At 59.7% G+C, this 15,005-nt stretch carries 13 protein-coding genes; 4 read left to right on the top strand and 9 right to left on the bottom strand.

What is annotated here, in order from left to right; all coding sequences use genetic code 11:
- Nucleotides 1-32 precede the first annotated feature (32 nt).
- Both ACYZT5_RS14335 and ACYZT5_RS14330 read right to left on the bottom strand, forming a co-directional pair.
- Nucleotides 33-785 (bottom strand): anti-sigma factor family protein, encoded by a 753-nt coding sequence (locus tag ACYZT5_RS14335; protein WP_462051668.1) that lies wholly within the window; start codon nt 783-785, stop codon nt 33-35.
- On the bottom strand, nt 782-1,288 hold the full coding sequence (locus ACYZT5_RS14330; RefSeq protein ID WP_462051667.1) for an RNA polymerase sigma factor: 507 nt from the start codon (nt 1,286-1,288) through the stop codon (nt 782-784). The genes ACYZT5_RS14335 and ACYZT5_RS14330 overlap by 4 nt, the downstream gene beginning before the upstream one ends.
- A gap of 160 nt (nt 1,289-1,448) precedes the next feature.
- On the opposite strand from ACYZT5_RS14330, the gene ACYZT5_RS14325 reads away from it, so the two are divergent.
- Together ACYZT5_RS14325 and ACYZT5_RS14320 are read left to right on the top strand one after the other, a co-directional pair.
- Nucleotides 1,449-2,537 carry a catalase family peroxidase gene (locus ACYZT5_RS14325; protein WP_462051666.1) on the top strand — a complete coding sequence of 363 codons (1,089 nt, stop codon included), beginning with the start codon at nt 1,449-1,451 and terminating at the stop codon, nt 2,535-2,537.
- A complete protein-coding gene (locus ACYZT5_RS14320) occupies nt 2,534-3,079 on the top strand; it encodes a cytochrome b (RefSeq protein ID WP_462051665.1) in 546 nt (181 codons plus the stop codon). Before ACYZT5_RS14325 ends, ACYZT5_RS14320 begins: the two co-directional genes overlap by 4 nt.
- Before the next feature lie 96 nt (nt 3,080-3,175).
- On the opposite strand, the gene ACYZT5_RS14315 is transcribed toward ACYZT5_RS14320, so the two are convergent.
- Both ACYZT5_RS14315 and ACYZT5_RS14310 read right to left on the bottom strand, forming a co-directional pair.
- Complete coding sequence (locus ACYZT5_RS14315; protein ID WP_462051664.1) at nt 3,176-4,327, bottom strand: M14 family metallopeptidase; 1,152 nt, start codon at nt 4,325-4,327, stop codon at nt 3,176-3,178.
- A gap of 483 nt (nt 4,328-4,810) precedes the next feature.
- A complete protein-coding gene (locus ACYZT5_RS14310; RefSeq protein ID WP_462051663.1) occupies nt 4,811-5,152 on the bottom strand; it encodes a DUF6124 family protein in 342 nt (113 codons plus the stop codon).
- A gap of 129 nt (nt 5,153-5,281) precedes the next feature.
- On the opposite strand from ACYZT5_RS14310, the gene ACYZT5_RS14305 reads away from it, so the two are divergent.
- A complete protein-coding gene (locus ACYZT5_RS14305; RefSeq protein WP_462051662.1) occupies nt 5,282-5,929 on the top strand; it encodes a LexA family protein in 648 nt (215 codons plus the stop codon).
- Between the two features lie 39 nt (nt 5,930-5,968).
- Here ACYZT5_RS14305 and ACYZT5_RS14300 read toward each other — a convergent pair whose 3' ends face one another.
- Genes ACYZT5_RS14300 through ACYZT5_RS14285 form a run of 4 tightly spaced genes read right to left on the bottom strand, consistent with a single transcriptional unit; the run spans nt 5,969 to nt 11,533 of the window.
- Nucleotides 5,969-7,918: an acetyl/propionyl/methylcrotonyl-CoA carboxylase subunit alpha gene (locus ACYZT5_RS14300; protein WP_462051661.1), complete on the bottom strand. Its 1,950-nt coding sequence runs from the start codon at nt 7,916-7,918 to the stop codon at nt 5,969-5,971.
- Nucleotides 7,918-8,733: a gamma-carboxygeranoyl-CoA hydratase gene (locus ACYZT5_RS14295; protein WP_282376507.1), complete on the bottom strand. Its 816-nt coding sequence runs from the start codon at nt 8,731-8,733 to the stop codon at nt 7,918-7,920. The genes ACYZT5_RS14300 and ACYZT5_RS14295 overlap by 1 nt, the downstream gene beginning before the upstream one ends.
- 16 nt (nt 8,734-8,749) lie before the next feature.
- Nucleotides 8,750-10,357 carry a carboxyl transferase domain-containing protein gene (locus tag ACYZT5_RS14290; protein ID WP_461969984.1) on the bottom strand — a complete coding sequence of 536 codons (1,608 nt, stop codon included), beginning with the start codon at nt 10,355-10,357 and terminating at the stop codon, nt 8,750-8,752.
- A gap of 12 nt (nt 10,358-10,369) precedes the next feature.
- Complete coding sequence (locus ACYZT5_RS14285; RefSeq protein WP_129436997.1) at nt 10,370-11,533, bottom strand: isovaleryl-CoA dehydrogenase; 1,164 nt, start codon at nt 11,531-11,533, stop codon at nt 10,370-10,372.
- Between the two features lie 252 nt (nt 11,534-11,785).
- Between ACYZT5_RS14285 and ACYZT5_RS14280 the strand changes: the two genes are divergently transcribed.
- Nucleotides 11,786-13,483, top strand: coding sequence for an AMP-binding protein (locus ACYZT5_RS14280; RefSeq protein ID WP_462051660.1), 1,698 nt, complete (start codon nt 11,786-11,788; stop codon nt 13,481-13,483).
- A gap of 609 nt (nt 13,484-14,092) precedes the next feature.
- Here the strand turns inward: ACYZT5_RS14280 and ACYZT5_RS14275 are convergent.
- On the bottom strand, nt 14,093-14,992 hold the full coding sequence (locus ACYZT5_RS14275) for a hydroxymethylglutaryl-CoA lyase (RefSeq protein ID WP_462051659.1): 900 nt from the start codon (nt 14,990-14,992) through the stop codon (nt 14,093-14,095).
- Nucleotides 14,993-15,005: the final 13 nt, after the last annotated feature.

Here is a 15,005-nt window from a genome sequence, read left to right as displayed (position 1 = left end):
ACGCAGAGCATGGGAACGATCAGTGTCGGAAGTCAGAACTGCACGGTTTGCTTGAGCATCTGCGCCGCCGGCGTATCAGTCGGGCTGACCATCGCATAGTTGTACCCGCCCCCCGACCAGTACTCGGCCTGCAACTCGCCATCGCTGCGACTGCCCCTGGGCAACAGGTAGTTTTTCGGTCCTGGTGGGCGGACGTAGAAGCTGACTTTATGGCCGCTTTGATCCTCGTAGACCACCATCGCCGCCGGCCCTTGCTCGGTGCTGAGCAAGCGCCCGCTGACCGGTTTGAACCCTGCACCGGAAAGGTCCGGCAAGCGATGGGCCTGGGTGAAATAACGGTCGAGCCAGCCCTGCATATCGCCATCGTCGCTGACCTTGTAATCCGCCGGCAGGATGCCTTGCTGAGCAAACAGACGGTACGCCTGCATTGCATCGGTCATCGGCGCCGCAGCGCTGATGAGGGTCATCTCCCGCGCCTGCCAGCCGCTGAACCCGCCGATGCTCACGGCGACCAGCAACACAGCAGCGCTGGCCAGGTGACGGCGAGATTGTCGTTTGAGGCGTTGGCGAATCAGCGCCGGGTCGAGGTCCGGATTGGCCGGTTGCTGCAGGGCGCCGCTCAATGCCGCACGTAGTTGCTGGGCGTCCTGCTGCCAGGCGCGCACGTGTGCAGCCACTTCAGTGTTGCTGGCCAGAAAAGTCTCCACCAGACGTCGGTCGGCATCGCTGAGTTGATGGTCGACGTAGGCGTGCAGGTCACGCTCGCTTGGGGGCATGCTGATCATTTGAGTCTCCGCAGAGAAGGGCGGGTGATTTCGCCGTCGCTGAGCTGGCGCAATGCCTGGCGGGCACGGGACAGGCGGGACATCACGGTGCCCGTGGGGACGTCGAGAATCTCGGCGACCTCTTTATAACTCAAGCCTTCCACCGACACCCAAAGCAGTAACGCGCGTTGTTCGGTGGTGAGCTGGTCGAACGCTTGCAGCGTCGATTGGGCGATCACGGTGCGCTCCACCGACGGCTGTGTATCGTCACGCCCGGTAAAGAATTCGAGCATCCGCGCATAACGCCGGGAGCGCCGGTGAGCATCGAGAAACTGGCGATAAAGAATCGAAAACAACCAGGCGCGCAAGTCGCCCTCGGGGCGTTTGTCGCCCCAACTCGACAGCGCTCGCTCAAGGCTGGCCTGCACCAGATCGTCGGCGCTACTGGGATTGCGCGTCAGCGAAACGGCGAACCGGCGCAATCTGGGAATGATTTCTCTCAGTTGTTCGTCGATATCGTTCATGAAGTTCTGACTAGTCACTACGCTTGAGTGTCTAGGAAGACGCCCGGCATTCGAGGTTATTCCACGCCTGAAAAAATAAATACCGCGCGATGGAATAAACCGCCGTGGGGTGCGTCTGCTTGATCCTTCTCACTTGTGGCCGATGGCCCTGGAGTCTTTCATGGTAGATCGCTCATCACCGCCACCCCGGCCACCCTTGAGTGCCGCGAGCCTGACGTTGCGCCTGACCGGCATTGCCGTGGTGGTCGCCGCCCTGGCCGGGGCTTTTGCCTACGTCAACGGCACCTTTGACCCACAGCGTCTGACCCCGAAAAAGCTGATCAATGTGCTGGAGACCAACAACGGGAAGCACCCGGGGTTCCGCCGTAACCACTCCAAAGGTGTGTGCGTGATCGGTCATTTCGAGAGCAGCGGCGAGGCGCGCAGCTATTCCAGCGCTCAGGTGTTCAATGTGGCGAGGACCCCGGTAGTCGGACGTTTCGCACTGCCTGCGGGCAATCCTTACGCGCCGGACAACAGCGTGCCGATCCGCAGCCTGGCGTTGCGATTCACTCAGGCCAACGGCCAGCAGTGGCGCACCGGGATGAACAGCATGCCGGTGTTCCCGGTGGGCACGCCCGAGGCGTTCTATCAATTGCAACAAGCCCAGTCGCCGGACCCGGCCACCGGCAAGCCGAACCCTGCTGCCGTCCCCGCATTCTTTGGTTCTCATCCGGAAGCTGCGCCTTTTCTGGCCTGGATCAAAACTGCCAAGCCATCGGCCAGTTACGTGACGGAGACCTACAACAGCGTCAATGCGTTTTACCTGGTGAACGCGGCCGGGCAGCGGCAGGCGGTGCGCTGGAGCATGGTGCCGGTGGCTCAGGATGCAGCGGGTGCTACGGTGCCTGAAGGGGGTGATTTCCTCGAGAAAGACCTGGTTCAGCGTCTTTCCGCAGGGCCGCTGCGTTGGCAGCTGAACATCACGCTGGCCGACTCCGGTGATCCGGTCAACGACGCCAGTAAGGCCTGGCCCGAGGGTCGTAAAGTGTTGAACGCCGGCACCCTGGTGCTCGAAAGCACTCAGCCGCAGCTCAATGGCGAATGCCGTGACATCAACTACGACCCGCTGGTACTGCCCGCCGGTATCGAAGGTTCCAATGACCCGTTGCTCGCCGCTCGTTCCGCCGGTTACGCCAGTTCCTACTTGCGCCGTACCAGCGAAGTCAGCCAGTTGCCCTCTGCTAATAAACAGGAGTCTCGTCAATGAGCGCTCAACCGAACCACTTCGCGCCTTTAGCGCGACTGCTGCATTGGCTGATGGCGCTGATGATCATTTCGATGCTGTTTATCGGCGCGGGCATGGCCGCTTCGGTGTCCGAGCGTCATGAGTGGCTGATTCATCTGCACAAACCCTTGGGCGTTGCGATTCTGCTGCTGGTGATCGTGCGTCTGGGCGTGCGTTTTTCCACTCAACAGCCACCGCTGCCGGCGGATCTGCCGGGTTGGCAAGTGCTGGCGGCCAAGGCTTCACATGTTTTGTTGTACGCCTTGATGCTGGTCCTGCCGCTGCTGGGCTGGGCGATGATTTCGGCGGCGGGGGATCCGGTGATGCTCAGCAGCTCGTTGCAGTTGCCATCGATCCTGCCGGCCAATGCGCAGGTGTTTGCGTTCCTGCGCAAGGCTCACGGGTATTTGGCGTATCTGCTGTTCCTGACGGTGCTGCTGCACCTGGCCGCGGCGTTGTTTCATGGTTGGGTGCGCCGCGATGAGGTGCTGGACAGCATGTTGCGGGGCAAGGGGCGCGGCTAAAAGATCGCAGCCTGCGGCAGCTCCTACAAAGATTCGTGCGGTTCACACGATCGGCGTAGGAGCTGGCGAAGCCTGCGATCTTTTGATTTTGCGCATTCAGCGCAACGTGTTGACCATGTCCGCGACGGTGGTCAGCACATCCTTGCCCAACTGCTTCGAGCGCTTGCCGGACCAGCCGGTCAGCGCATTCGGTGCATCGTTGTTGTCCTTGAAGGGCATTTCCAGGGTCAGCGACAGGCAGTCGAATTTCTCGCCGACGCTGTTGCACGCCAGGGTCATATTGGCTTTGCCCGGCTCGTCGCGGGTGTAGCCGTGCTTGGTCTGGAAGTCCTTGGTCAGGTGCTTCAAATGGCTGCGGAAATGCTCTTCGAGTTTTTCGATCCGCGGCGTGTAGCCCGGGTTGCCTTCGCAACCGGCGGTGAACACGTAGGGGATTTCTTCATCGCCGTGGATGTCGAGGAACAGGTCCACGCCGTACTTTTCCATTTGCTGCTGAACGAACAGCACTTCCGGGCTGACTTCCTGGCTGGCGCTCTGCCAGGCGCGGTTCAGGTCCTGGCCCATGGCGTTGGTGCGCAGGTGACCGTGGAAAGCGCCGTCCGGGTTCATGTTCGGCACCAGGTACAGGTCGGCGCTGGCCAGCAATTTGCTCAGCACAGGATCGTCGTGCTTTTCCAGGCGTTCAATCACGCCTTCCATGAACCACTCGGCCATGTGTTCGCCGGGGTGTTGCTGGGCGATGATCCAGACCTTGCGTTGACCTTCGGCGCCCGTGCCTTTACGCAGCAGCTGGATGTCTCGACCTTCGACGCTCTTGCCGGTGGCCAGCAGTTCGGTGCCGGCCTTGGACAGCGCCTGCTCGATCAACCAGTCATGGCGACCGCGGCTGTAGGGTTCGAAGTAAGCAAACCAGGCGTGGGTGGCGGTGGCTTCAAGGCTGAAGCGCAGGCAGTCACCTTCGAATATGGTCGGCACCCGGAACCAGTTGACGTGGTCGTAGGACGCGACCGCCTGATAACCATCCCAGGCTTTGTTGTACGAAGACCTGCTGGCATTGTTCAGACGAAACCAGTGTTCCTGACCGACGTGCAGACCGCTGGCCTTGAAGTGGAACCACTGAAAGTGCTGGCTGCGGGTGTCTGGCTTGATGGCCAGCAGGGCTTGCAATGGATTGCTGATGTCCAGCACTTCAATGTTGCCACTGTCGAAGTTGGCACTGATGTCGAAAGAGGATTTAGCCACGGCCATAGTCGATTCCTGAATATGATTTTATGGCTGCTACTTTACACGCTGGGAAGGGAAAAACCGGGGGAAATTGCGGGGTAAAAGGGGGGGCGTCCTCCTTGACGCCGACGCAGCTTAGAGACTGTGCGATTGATTCTCAAGCGCTATTTTTTAATTAGTTTGGGCCAATGATGCCGGGCTTCTCTTGCCAACGGATATTCTTTTGATATCATCCGCGCCATCGAATTTGCAGCACCTAAAGACTTCATTAGCCTGAAGGTAAAGCCAGAATAACTGGCAAAAAAAAACCCGGCAAAAAAGCCGGGTCAAAAACCGTGATTAGCCTGATGAGGAGATAGTCCAGGAGACCGACCTAAGGTCACTTGGACAATCGACTGATCTCGCGACCAGTTGCGTGCAATAATAATCATTCTCGTTTGCAAGTCAAATGTTTTTATCTGCGCGATTGGAAAATTCTTTCCCGTCCTCCTCGCCAGTACCCTCGTCTCACCCGTTCTGATCGCCCTCCAGGGATCGATCCACCATTGCCTTGGCCATGTCGATCATGTGTACCGCCGAAAACGCCAGGTCGCGGTTTGCGCCGTGCAGATTGTTGGCTGATTCGTACGCGGTGGCGGCGGCACAACGCAACAGATCCGAAGCATGGACCAGTGCCTCTTCACAGCTGATGTTGCGGTTTACGTTAAAGAAACGTTCTTCGACCACTTCCTCTGAAACTGCTGGTTTCAAGTAATAGTCCAACGCGCGTTGTGCGGCGGCAGAGCCTTTGGGCGAGGTGAGGCTGGTGTCGATTTGCATGTCAGGCAGGTCGTTGCAGGGGATGGACATGGCGGTGGCGAGCTCCGTGATAGATTCAGATCCGTGAACCAATCCTAGTACGTACTGTATTTATGACGAGAGTTTAAATACTACAATTTGTGTTTTGATGGCCGGAGTCCCCCACGTATCGTGCCGCACATGGATAAATGGATTGAGTTGGTCAAGGCCAAGATGAGTGAACTCAAAGTCACTCAAGAGATACTCGCCGAACGTCTCGGGATGTCCCAGGGCGGCGTGGGTCACTGGCTGAATAAACGCCGTCAGCCGAGTATCGAAGACATGAACCGTGTCTTGCGGGCGCTCGGGATGGATTTCCTGGAAGTGGCGATGGTGATCCGGGAGCCTTTAGTCCTGCAGGACGACGAGATTTCCCTGACGCAAAAGTACAACCCCTATTTCCGCTACCCGGTCAGCGACTGGCGGGCGCCTGCCGAGGTGCGCGACGGTGAGCTGTCGGTGTACGGCAAGCCACGTTTCGAACTGACCGATTACCACGCCCAGGGCGCGGCATTCTGGCTGGTGGTGGTCGGCGATGCGATGACTGCACCCAGCGGTATCAGCATCGCCGAGGGCATGATGGTCCTGGTGGACCCGGCCATTGTGCCGGAGCCCGGAAAACTGGTGATCGCCCAATGGCCCGACAGCGCCGAGGCGACCTTTCGCAAGCTGATCGAAGAGGGCGGGCAGCGTTACCTGGTCCCGCTCAATCCGACGTATCCGAAAGCCCTTTACACCGAGGAGTGCCGAATTATCGGCGTGGTGGTTCAGGCGACAGCCAGGTTCTAATCAGATCGGTCCTCGCAAGACGTAGGACCGATCTTCATTTCACGCTTCTTCCAACTCGACCAACGCACTGCCTTCACTGACCATCTCGCCTTCCTGGCAATACAGCGCCTTGATCACCCCGGCGTGTGGCGCACGAATGCTGTGCTCCATCTTCATCGCTTCCAGCACCACCAGTTGCGCCCCGGCTTCGACCGTTTGCCCGGCTTCCACCAGAACCCGCACGATGCTGCCATTCATGGGCGCGGTCAGCCCGCCGTGATGGCTGTGACTGGCTTCGACAGCACTGATCGGGTCGTAGGACTCGATGCGGCGCAATTCGCCTTCCCATTGCAGATACAGAACATCGCCACGACGGATTGTCCGATGCTGACGGCGCAGGCCGTTGTGCTCGGTCAGCAACTGCTCGCCTTTAAGTTGAGCGGTGCAGGTGTCGCCTAAAGTCAGTGCCCGATCCTGGCCTTCACAACTCAAATGCAGAGTGATTTCGCGTGGCAGTCCGGCGCGCAAACCATTGCTGTTGGCCCAAGGCGAACTCGGGTCATCGGCACGTGGGGAGGTCGGCTGGCTCTGGGCAAACGCCTGGGCGGCGGCTTGCCAGAACTCGTCACTGAGGTCCGCGGCAACGGGCAGCAGTTGTTCCTGATAACGCGGAATGAACCCGGTATCCAGTTCGGCTGCAGCGAATGCCGGATGGCCGACTATCCGGCGCAGGAAGTTGATGTTGGTCTTGAGCCCGCCAATGGCAAACTCATCGAGCATGCTCAGCAGCCGCAGTCGCGCCTGTTCACGATCCTCGCCCCAGGCAATCAGTTTGCCAAGCATCGGGTCGTAGAACGGCGAGATCTCGTCGCCTTCTTCGACGCCGCTGTCGACACGACGCCCCGGACCTTCGGCGGATTCGCGATACAGTTCCAGTCGACCGGTAGCCGGCAGGAAATCATTGCCCGGGTCTTCGGCATACAGCCGCACTTCGATGGCATGGCCGATCAGCGGAACCTCGGCTTGAGTCATCGGCAGCGCTTCGCCGCGGGCCACACGAATCTGCCAGGCCACCAGATCGAGGCCGGTGATGGCTTCGGTGACCGGGTGTTCGACCTGCAGGCGCGTGTTCATCTCCATAAAGAAAAACTCACCGCGAGAATCCAGAAGAAACTCCACGGTGCCAGCGCCGACGTAACCGATGGCTTGCGCCGAACGCACGGCCGCTTCGCCCATGGCGCGACGCAGTTCCGGGCTCAAGCCTGGAGCGGGTGCTTCTTCAACGACTTTTTGATGCCGACGCTGAATCGAGCAGTCACGTTCGTTGAGGTACAGGCAGTTGCCATGCTGGTCGGCGAAGACCTGGATTTCCACGTGACGCGGTTTGAGCAGGTACTTCTCCACCAGCATCCGCGAATCGCCGAACGACGATTGCGCTTCACGCTGGGCCGAGGCCAGGGCTTCGGCCAATTGACTGACGTCCTCGACCACTTTCATGCCTTTGCCGCCGCCACCGGCAGTCGCCTTGAGCAGCACCGGATAACCGATGCGTTCGCAAGCATCGCGGAAGGTGTCGAGGTCCTGAGCCTCTCCGTGATAGCCAGGCACCAATGGTACGCCGGCGGTTTCCATTAAGGCTTTGGCGGCGGATTTGCTGCCCATCGCGTCGATGGCCGAGGCGGGTGGGCCGAGGAAGATCAGGCCCGCGTCTTCGATGGCCCGGGCGAACCCGGCGTTCTCGGACAAAAAGCCATAACCCGGATGAATCGCCTGAGCGCCGCTGGCCTTGGCGGCGGCGATCAGTTTGTCGATTTGCAGGTAACTGTCAGCGGCTTTGCTGCCACCGAGGTCGACGCGAATATCCGCTTCGCGGCTGTGTCGGGCTTCACGGTCAGTGGCGCTGTGAACGGCCACGGTGGTCAGGCCCAAGGCCTTGGCGGTACGCATCACCCGGCAAGCGATTTCGCCGCGGTTGGCCACCAGCAGGGTGGTGAGAACAGGTGCGCTCATCAACGCGACTCCTTGGTGGTGGTTGCGGCTTGCCAGCTCGGCGGACGTTTTTGCAGAAAGGCCCGCAGACCTTCCTGGCCTTCGGGGCTGACGCGGATGCGGGCGATGGCGTTTTCGGTGTAGCGCCGCAGCGCCGGGGTCAGCGCGCCGTGGCCGACTTCACGCAGCAAGTCCTTGCTGGCTCGCATGGCGGCCGGGCTGTTGAGCAGCAGGTTGTCGATCCATTGTTCGACGTTCAGTTCCAGCTCTGCGATCGGATAACTCTCCGACAACAAGCCGATTTCCCGTGCTCGTTGTCCGCCGAAACGCTCTGCGGTCAGCGCGTAGCGACGTGCCGCGCGTTCGCCGATGGCTTGCACCACGAACGGACTGATCACCGCTGGCGCCAGGCCGATACGCACTTCCGACAGGCAGAACTGCGCGTCGTCGGCGCCGATGGCCATGTCGCAGCAACTGATCAGGCCCAGCGCGCCACCGAATGCAGCGCCTTGCACCACCGCCAGCGTCGGGACTTTGAGCTTGGCGAGGTTGTACATCAACTCCGCCAGTTCCCGGGCGTCGTCGAGGTTGGTGTGGTAATCGAGTTCGGCCGACTGCTGCATCCAGGCCAGGTCTGCTCCGGCGCTGAAATGCTTGCCGCGTCCACGCACCAGCAGAAACCGCAGGCTGGCGTCGCTCGACACTTTGTCCAGGGCGAGGATCAGTTCGCGGATCATTTCGGCGTTGAAGGCGTTGTTCTTTTCTTCACGGCTGAGCCACAGAGTCGCAAAACCCCTTGGATCGCTCAGCAGTTCGAGGGTGTTGAAGTCGCTCATGATTTTCTTCTCCCGATCACATCCGGAACACGCCGAAGCGGCTCTGTTCGACAGGCGCATTCAGCGACGCCGACAAGGCCAGGGCCAATACATCGCGGGTTTGCGCCGGGTCGATGACGCCGTCGTCCCACAACCGGGCGCTGGAGTAGTAGGGATGCCCCTGTTCTTCATACTGGTCGAGGATCGGTTGCTTGATCTCGGCTTCCTGCTCGGCACTGAAACCGTGGCCACTGCGCTCTGCCTGCTCGCGTTTAACTTGCACCAAAACACCCGCGGCTTGCTCGGCGCCCATCACACCGATTCGCGCATTCGGCCACATCCACAGGAACCGCGGATCATAAGCGCGGCCGCACATGCCGTAGTTACCGGCGCCGAAGCTACCGCCGATGATCACGGTGAATTTCGGCACCTTGGCGCAGGCCACGGCGGTCACCAGTTTCGCGCCGTGCTTGGCGATGCCGCCGGCCTCGTACTTCTGGCCGACCATGAAACCGGTGATGTTTTGCAGGAACAGCAGCGGAATGCCGCGCTGACAGGCCAGCTCAATAAAGTGCGCGCCTTTCTGCGCGGCTTCGGCGAACAGAATGCCGTTGTTGGCGAGGATCGCGATCGGGTAACCGTGCAAGTAGGCAAAGCCGCAAACCAATGTAGTCCCGAACAGCGCCTTGAACTCGTCGAACACCGAACCGTCCACCAACCGCGCGATCACTTCGCGCACGTCGAACGGCTGCTTGGCGTCCGCCGACACCACGCCGTACAACTCGTCGCTGTTGTAGAGCGGGGCGATGGGTGTGCGCTGTTGCACTTCGCCGAGCTTGCGCCAGTTGAGGTTGGCGATGCTGCGCCGCGCAATGGCCAGGGCGTGTTCGTCGCTCTCGGCGTAATGGTCGGCCACCCCGGAAATCTTGCAGTGCACATCGGCCCCGCCGAGGTCTTCGGCGCTGACCACTTCACCGGTCGCGGCTTTCACCAGCGGTGGGCCGGCGAGGAAAATGGTTGCCTGCTCGCGCACCATGATCGCTTCGTCGGCCATGGCCGGTACGTACGCGCCACCGGCGGTGCAGGAACCCATGACCACCGCGATTTGCGGAATGCCCATGGCGCTCATGTTCGCCTGGTTGAAGAAGATCCGTCCGAAGTGCTCGCGGTCCGGGAACACTTCATCCTGACGCGGCAGGTTGGCGCCGCCGGAGTCCACCAGGTAGATGCACGGCAAACGGTTCTGCTGAGCGATGGTCTGCGCGCGCAGGTGTTTTTTCACGGTCAGCGGGTAATACGAACCGCCTTTCACGGTGGCATCGTTGGCGACGATCATGCATTCGACGCCTTCGACTCGGCCGATCCCGGCAATCACGCCAGCGGCCGGCACGTCCTCGCCATACACCTCGTAGGCCGCCAGTTGGCTGATCTCGAGAAACGGCGAACCCGGATCGAGCAAGCGATTGATCCGCTCACGGGGCAGCAGTTTGCCCCGCGAGGTGTGGCGTTCTTGAGCCTTCGGGCCGCCACCTTGCTGCACTTGCGCGAGCAGGGTGTGCAAGGCGTCGACCTGTTTGAGCATTGCCGCGCTGTTGGCCGCGAACTCCGCCGAACGGGGGTTGAGCTGGGTATGCAAAATAGCCATGGACAGCTCCGTTTAGCGGGTTTCGTTGAACAGTTCGCGACCGATCAGCATGCGACGGATCTCACTGGTGCCGGCGCCGATTTCGTACAGCTTGGCGTCACGCAGCAGACGACCGGCCGGGAATTCGTTGATGTAGCCGTTGCCGCCGAGAATCTGAATCGCGTCGAGGGCCATTTGTGTGGCGCGTTCGGCGCTATAAAGGATCACACCGGCGGCATCCTTGCGGGTGGTTTCGCCGCGTTCGCACGCTTGCGCTACCGCATAGAGGTAGGCGCGGCTGGCGTTGAGTTGGGTGTACATGTCGGCGACCTTGCCCTGGATCAGCTGGAATTCGCCGATGCTCTGGCCGAACTGCTTGCGGTCGTGGATGTACGGAACGATGAGGTCCATGCAGGCCTGCATGATTCCAGTCGGGCCGCCGGACAGAACAACGCGTTCGTAATCGAGGCCGCTCATCAGCACCTTCACGCCACCGTTGAGCACGCCGAGGATGTTTTCTTCCGGCACTTCCACGTCATCGAAGAACAGCTCGCAGGTGTTGGAACCGCGCATGCCGAGCTTGTCGAATTTGTTGCTGCGGCTGAAGCCTTTGGAATCACGTTCAACGATGAACGCGGTGATGCCGTGGGGACCTTTTTCAAGGTCTGTCTTGGCGTAGATCACGTAGGTGTTGGCGTCAGGGCCGTTGGTGATCCAGGTTTTGCTGCCGTTGAGGACGTAGTGATCGCCGCGTTTGTCGGCGCGCAGTTTCATCGACACCACGTCGGAACCGGCATTTGGTTCGCTCATGGCCAGGGCGCCAATGTGCTCGCCGCTGATCAGCTTCGGCAGGTATTTTGTTTTCTGTTCGTGATTGCCGTTGCGGTTGATCTGGTTGACGCAAAGGTTGGAGTGCGCGCCGTAGGACAGGGCGACCGAGGCCGAGCCACGGCTGATTTCTTCCATGATCACCACGTGCGCCAGGTAACCCAGGCCAGCACCGCCGTATTCTTCCGGCACGGTAACGCCCAGCAGGCCCATGTCGCCGAATTTACGCCACAGATCGGCGGGGAACAGGTTGTCGATGTCGATCTGAGCGGCGCGTGGTGCGATCTCTTTGGCGACGAAGGACTGAACCTGATCGCGCAGCATGTCGATGGTTTCACCGAGGGCAAAGTTCAGGGATGGGTAGCTCATGGGTCACCTTTTGGCTTTTTTGTAGGGTAGGGAGGGCAGTGATTTGGCTCTCACCTTTACGTTAACGTAAGCCTGTGACGAATGGCTGTCAATCACCCTTTACGTTAACGTCAACTTGAGCGACTCTGTAGGAGCAAAGCTTGCTCGCGAAGAACGATAACGCGGTCGTATAGTTACACCGCAATGCTCCCATCGCGGGCAAGTCGGATCGCCGCACCGCTCGTTCCTACAATAAAGACAATAGGGGTCGTCATGGATCAACCCAGTGCAAGCCCGCAGCGCAGCTATACCCGTGGTTCCCAGGACAAAGCCTTGCTGGCGATGACTATTGGCCAGGCATTCGATAACACCGTCGCACAGTATCCGACCGGGGAGGCGCTGGTCGTGCGCCATCAACAGTTGCGCTACACCTGGCAGCAACTGGCGGAAGCTGTGAACCTGCACGCCAGAGCCCTATTGGCGCTGGGCTTGCAGGCCGGTGACCGCCTCGGTATCTGGGCACCGAACTGCGCCCAGTGGTGTATCAGCCAGTTCGCCAGCGCGAAAATCGGTGTGATTCTGGTCAACATCAACCCGGCCTATCGCAGTTCCGAACTTGAATACGTGTTGAAGCAGTCTGGCTGCCAATGGCTGGTCTGCGCTGGTGCCTTCAAGACCTCCGACTATCACGGGATGCTGCAAGGCCTCGTTCCCGAGCTGGCTGAGCAATCCATCGGACAGTTGCAGAGCGAACGGCTGCCGGAGCTGCGGGGGGTCATCAGTCTTGATGCTCAGCCGCCATCGGGCTTCCTGCCTTGGTCGCAATTGACCGATCTGGCGGGGAGCGTGTCGACAGAGCAGTTGAGCGAGCGTCAGGACAGTCTGCATTTCGACCAGGCGGTAAACATCCAGTACACCTCCGGCACCACCGGTTTTCCGAAGGGCGCGACCCTCAGTCACTACAACATTCTCAACAACGGTTACATGGTCGGCGAAAGCCTCGGGTTGACCGCGAGTGACCGTCTGGTCATCCCGGTGCCGCTGTATCACTGCTTTGGCATGGTCATGGGCAACCTCGGTTGCATGACCCACGGCAGCACTATGATTTACCCCAACGATGCCTTCGATCCGCTGCTGACCCTGACCACCGTCGCCGAAGAAAAGGCCACCGCGCTCTACGGCGTGCCGACCATGTTTATCGCCATGCTCGATCAGCCCAAACGCGCCGAATTCGATCTGTCGAGCCTGCGCACCGGAATCATGGCCGGGGCGACCTGTCCGATCGAGGTGATGCGCCGGGTCATCAGTGACATGCACATGAGCGAAGTGCAGATTGCCTACGGCATGACGGAAACAAGTCCGGTGTCGTTGCAGACCGGTCCGTCAGACGAACTGGAGTTGCGCGTCACCACCGTCGGCCGCACCCAGCCGCAACTGGAAAGCAAGATCATCGACGAGGCGGGCAACCTGGTGCTGCGCGGCACGATCGGTGAACTGTGCACGCGCGGTTACAGCGTGATGCTCGGTTACTGGAACAACCCGCAAGGCACCGCGGAAGCCATCGACCAGGCTGGCTGGATGCACACTGGTGATCTGGCGAGCATGAACGACGAAGGCTACGTGTGCATTGCCGGACGTAACAAGGACATGATCATCCGCGGCGGTGAGAACATTTACCCGCGGGAGCTGGAAGAATTCTTCTTTACCCACCCGGCAGTAGCCGATGTGCAGGTGATCGGGATTCCGTGCTCGCGTTATGGCGAAGAAATTGTCGCCTGGATCAAATTCCATCCGGGCCACAGCGCCACCGAGCAGGAGCTGCAAGCGTGGTGCAAGGAGCGCATCGCGCACTTCAAGACACCGCGTTACTTTAAGTTCGTCGAAGAGTTTCCGATGACGGTGACGGGGAAGATCCAGAAGTTTCGGATGCGCGAGATCAGTATCGAGGAGTTGAAGACCAATAACATCTGACGATAATCCCCTGTGAGAAGCGAACTCGCTCCCACAGGGGATGGCGCTGGAAATTACAAACGCCAGAAAGCACAAAGGGGAGCCGAAGCTCCCCTTTAATTTTGTCGTTGCGCGTGCTCTTTTTTTATTATTGAGGGGCGGTCTGTTTTTGTTTTTGGAAACCGTGACCCTTTACCGCTGTTTTTGTCGATCCCCATCCGGGATCAAGAGCAAACGTATTTTTTTGAGCGCTGATCTACTTTTTCGCTAAGCGATCCAACCAGTTCGGGAGCTACCTGAAGGTAGTTTTATTGTTCTCTGCCCGGTTGCGGGTTACTCCGAAAAGCACCCTGAAAAGCACATCCTCTCCAAAAAAATCTGTTAGCTGCGTCTCTGCCGTGTTGTTTTTGTTATGTCAGAGTCGTTACGTCTTATTTTTATTAGGTTTGCCGCTTTTTTTGTTCTTGTTATGCAATAGAGATAGCAGAAGCCGTGCCAACTTTTAAAAAGCCTTTAAAATCAAAGGTTTGAAATTTTGTAGGATTTTTCATTCAGTCAAAGCACGACAATTTGTTTCCGTGTTACTCGCTTTCGCCCACGTTCCAGAGGTGGCGGTAACACCCCGACGCCTCACTGTGCGCTGCGAGCCTTGGCCACGCGCGAACCGGTCGATCGCCCCAGCACCGTGCAAATCTGCTGGCCGGCCAGAATCAAGGCGTCCAGGTCGATACCGGTCTCGATACCCAGGCCGTTGAGCAGGTAAACCACGTCTTCGGTGGCAACGTTACCGCTGGCGCCCTTGGCGTACGGGCAGCCGCCGAGGCCGGCGATGGAGCTGTCGAACACCGAGATGCCTTCCAGCAGACTGGCGTAGATGTTGGCCATGGCCTGGCCATAAGTGTCGTGGAAGTGCCCGGCCAGTTTTTCACGGGGTACGTCGGCCGACACCACCTCGAACATCTTGCGGGTCGCGCCAGCGGTGCCGGTGCCGATGGTGTCGCCCAGGGAAACTTCATAGCAGCCCATCGCGTAGAGCTCGCGCGCGACCCGAGCGACTTGCTCGGGCGCGACGTTACCTTCGTAAGGGCAGCCCAGCACACAGGACACGTAACCGCGCACGCTGACACCGTGTTGCCTGGCGGCGTCCATGATCGGCACGAAGCGCTCCAGGCTTTCGCTGATCGAGCAATTGATGTTGCGCTGGGAAAACGCTTCCGACGCGGCGGCGAACACCGCGACTTCCTTGACCCCGGCCGCAATGGCGTCTTCAAACCCGCGCAGGTTGGGGGCGAGTGCACCATAGGTCACGCCAGGCTTGCGCTGGATTTGCGCGAAGACCTCAGCAGAGCCGGCCATCTGCGGTACCCATTTGGGCGAGACGAAACTGCCGACTTCTATATAGCCGAGACCGGCGGCTGTCAGCGCGTCGACCAGTTGCACCTTGTCCGCAACGCTGATGGGTTGGGCTTCGTTTTGCAGACCGTCGCGTGGGCCGACTTCGACCAGGCGTACGTGGGCGGGAAGGGACATAAGCAATTCACCT

The organism is Pseudomonas sp. LB3P14 (assembly GCF_054898045.1).
This window is presented reverse-complemented; position numbering and strand designations above follow the sequence as displayed.

Excerpts from the sequence above, each read along its gene's own strand:
- ACYZT5_RS14295 (WP_282376507.1), bottom strand. The coding sequence starts at position 8,733 with ATGAGCGACTTCAACACCCTCGAACTGCTGAGCGATCCAAGGGGTTTT.
- ACYZT5_RS14325 (WP_462051666.1), top strand. The coding sequence starts at position 1,449 with ATGGTAGATCGCTCATCACCGCCACCCCGGCCACCCTTGAGTGCCGCG.
- ACYZT5_RS14280 (WP_462051660.1), top strand. The coding sequence starts at position 11,786 with ATGGATCAACCCAGTGCAAGCCCGCAGCGCAGCTATACCCGTGGTTCC.
- ACYZT5_RS14285 (WP_129436997.1), bottom strand. The coding sequence starts at position 11,533 with ATGAGCTACCCATCCCTGAACTTTGCCCTCGGTGAAACCATCGACATG.
- ACYZT5_RS14335 (WP_462051668.1), bottom strand. The coding sequence starts at position 785 with ATGATCAGCATGCCCCCAAGCGAGCGTGACCTGCACGCCTACGTCGAC.
- ACYZT5_RS14310 (WP_462051663.1), bottom strand. The coding sequence starts at position 5,152 with ATGTCCATCCCCTGCAACGACCTGCCTGACATGCAAATCGACACCAGC.
- ACYZT5_RS14315 (WP_462051664.1), bottom strand. The coding sequence starts at position 4,327 with ATGGCCGTGGCTAAATCCTCTTTCGACATCAGTGCCAACTTCGACAGT.
- ACYZT5_RS14300 (WP_462051661.1), bottom strand. The coding sequence starts at position 7,918 with ATGAGCGCACCTGTTCTCACCACCCTGCTGGTGGCCAACCGCGGCGAA.
- ACYZT5_RS14330 (WP_462051667.1), bottom strand. The coding sequence starts at position 1,288 with ATGAACGATATCGACGAACAACTGAGAGAAATCATTCCCAGATTGCGC.
- ACYZT5_RS14320 (WP_462051665.1), top strand. The coding sequence starts at position 2,534 with ATGAGCGCTCAACCGAACCACTTCGCGCCTTTAGCGCGACTGCTGCAT.
- ACYZT5_RS14305 (WP_462051662.1), top strand. The coding sequence starts at position 5,282 with ATGGATAAATGGATTGAGTTGGTCAAGGCCAAGATGAGTGAACTCAAA.
- ACYZT5_RS14290 (WP_461969984.1), bottom strand. The coding sequence starts at position 10,357 with ATGGCTATTTTGCATACCCAGCTCAACCCCCGTTCGGCGGAGTTCGCG.
- ACYZT5_RS14275 (WP_462051659.1), bottom strand. The coding sequence starts at position 14,992 with ATGTCCCTTCCCGCCCACGTACGCCTGGTCGAAGTCGGCCCACGCGAC.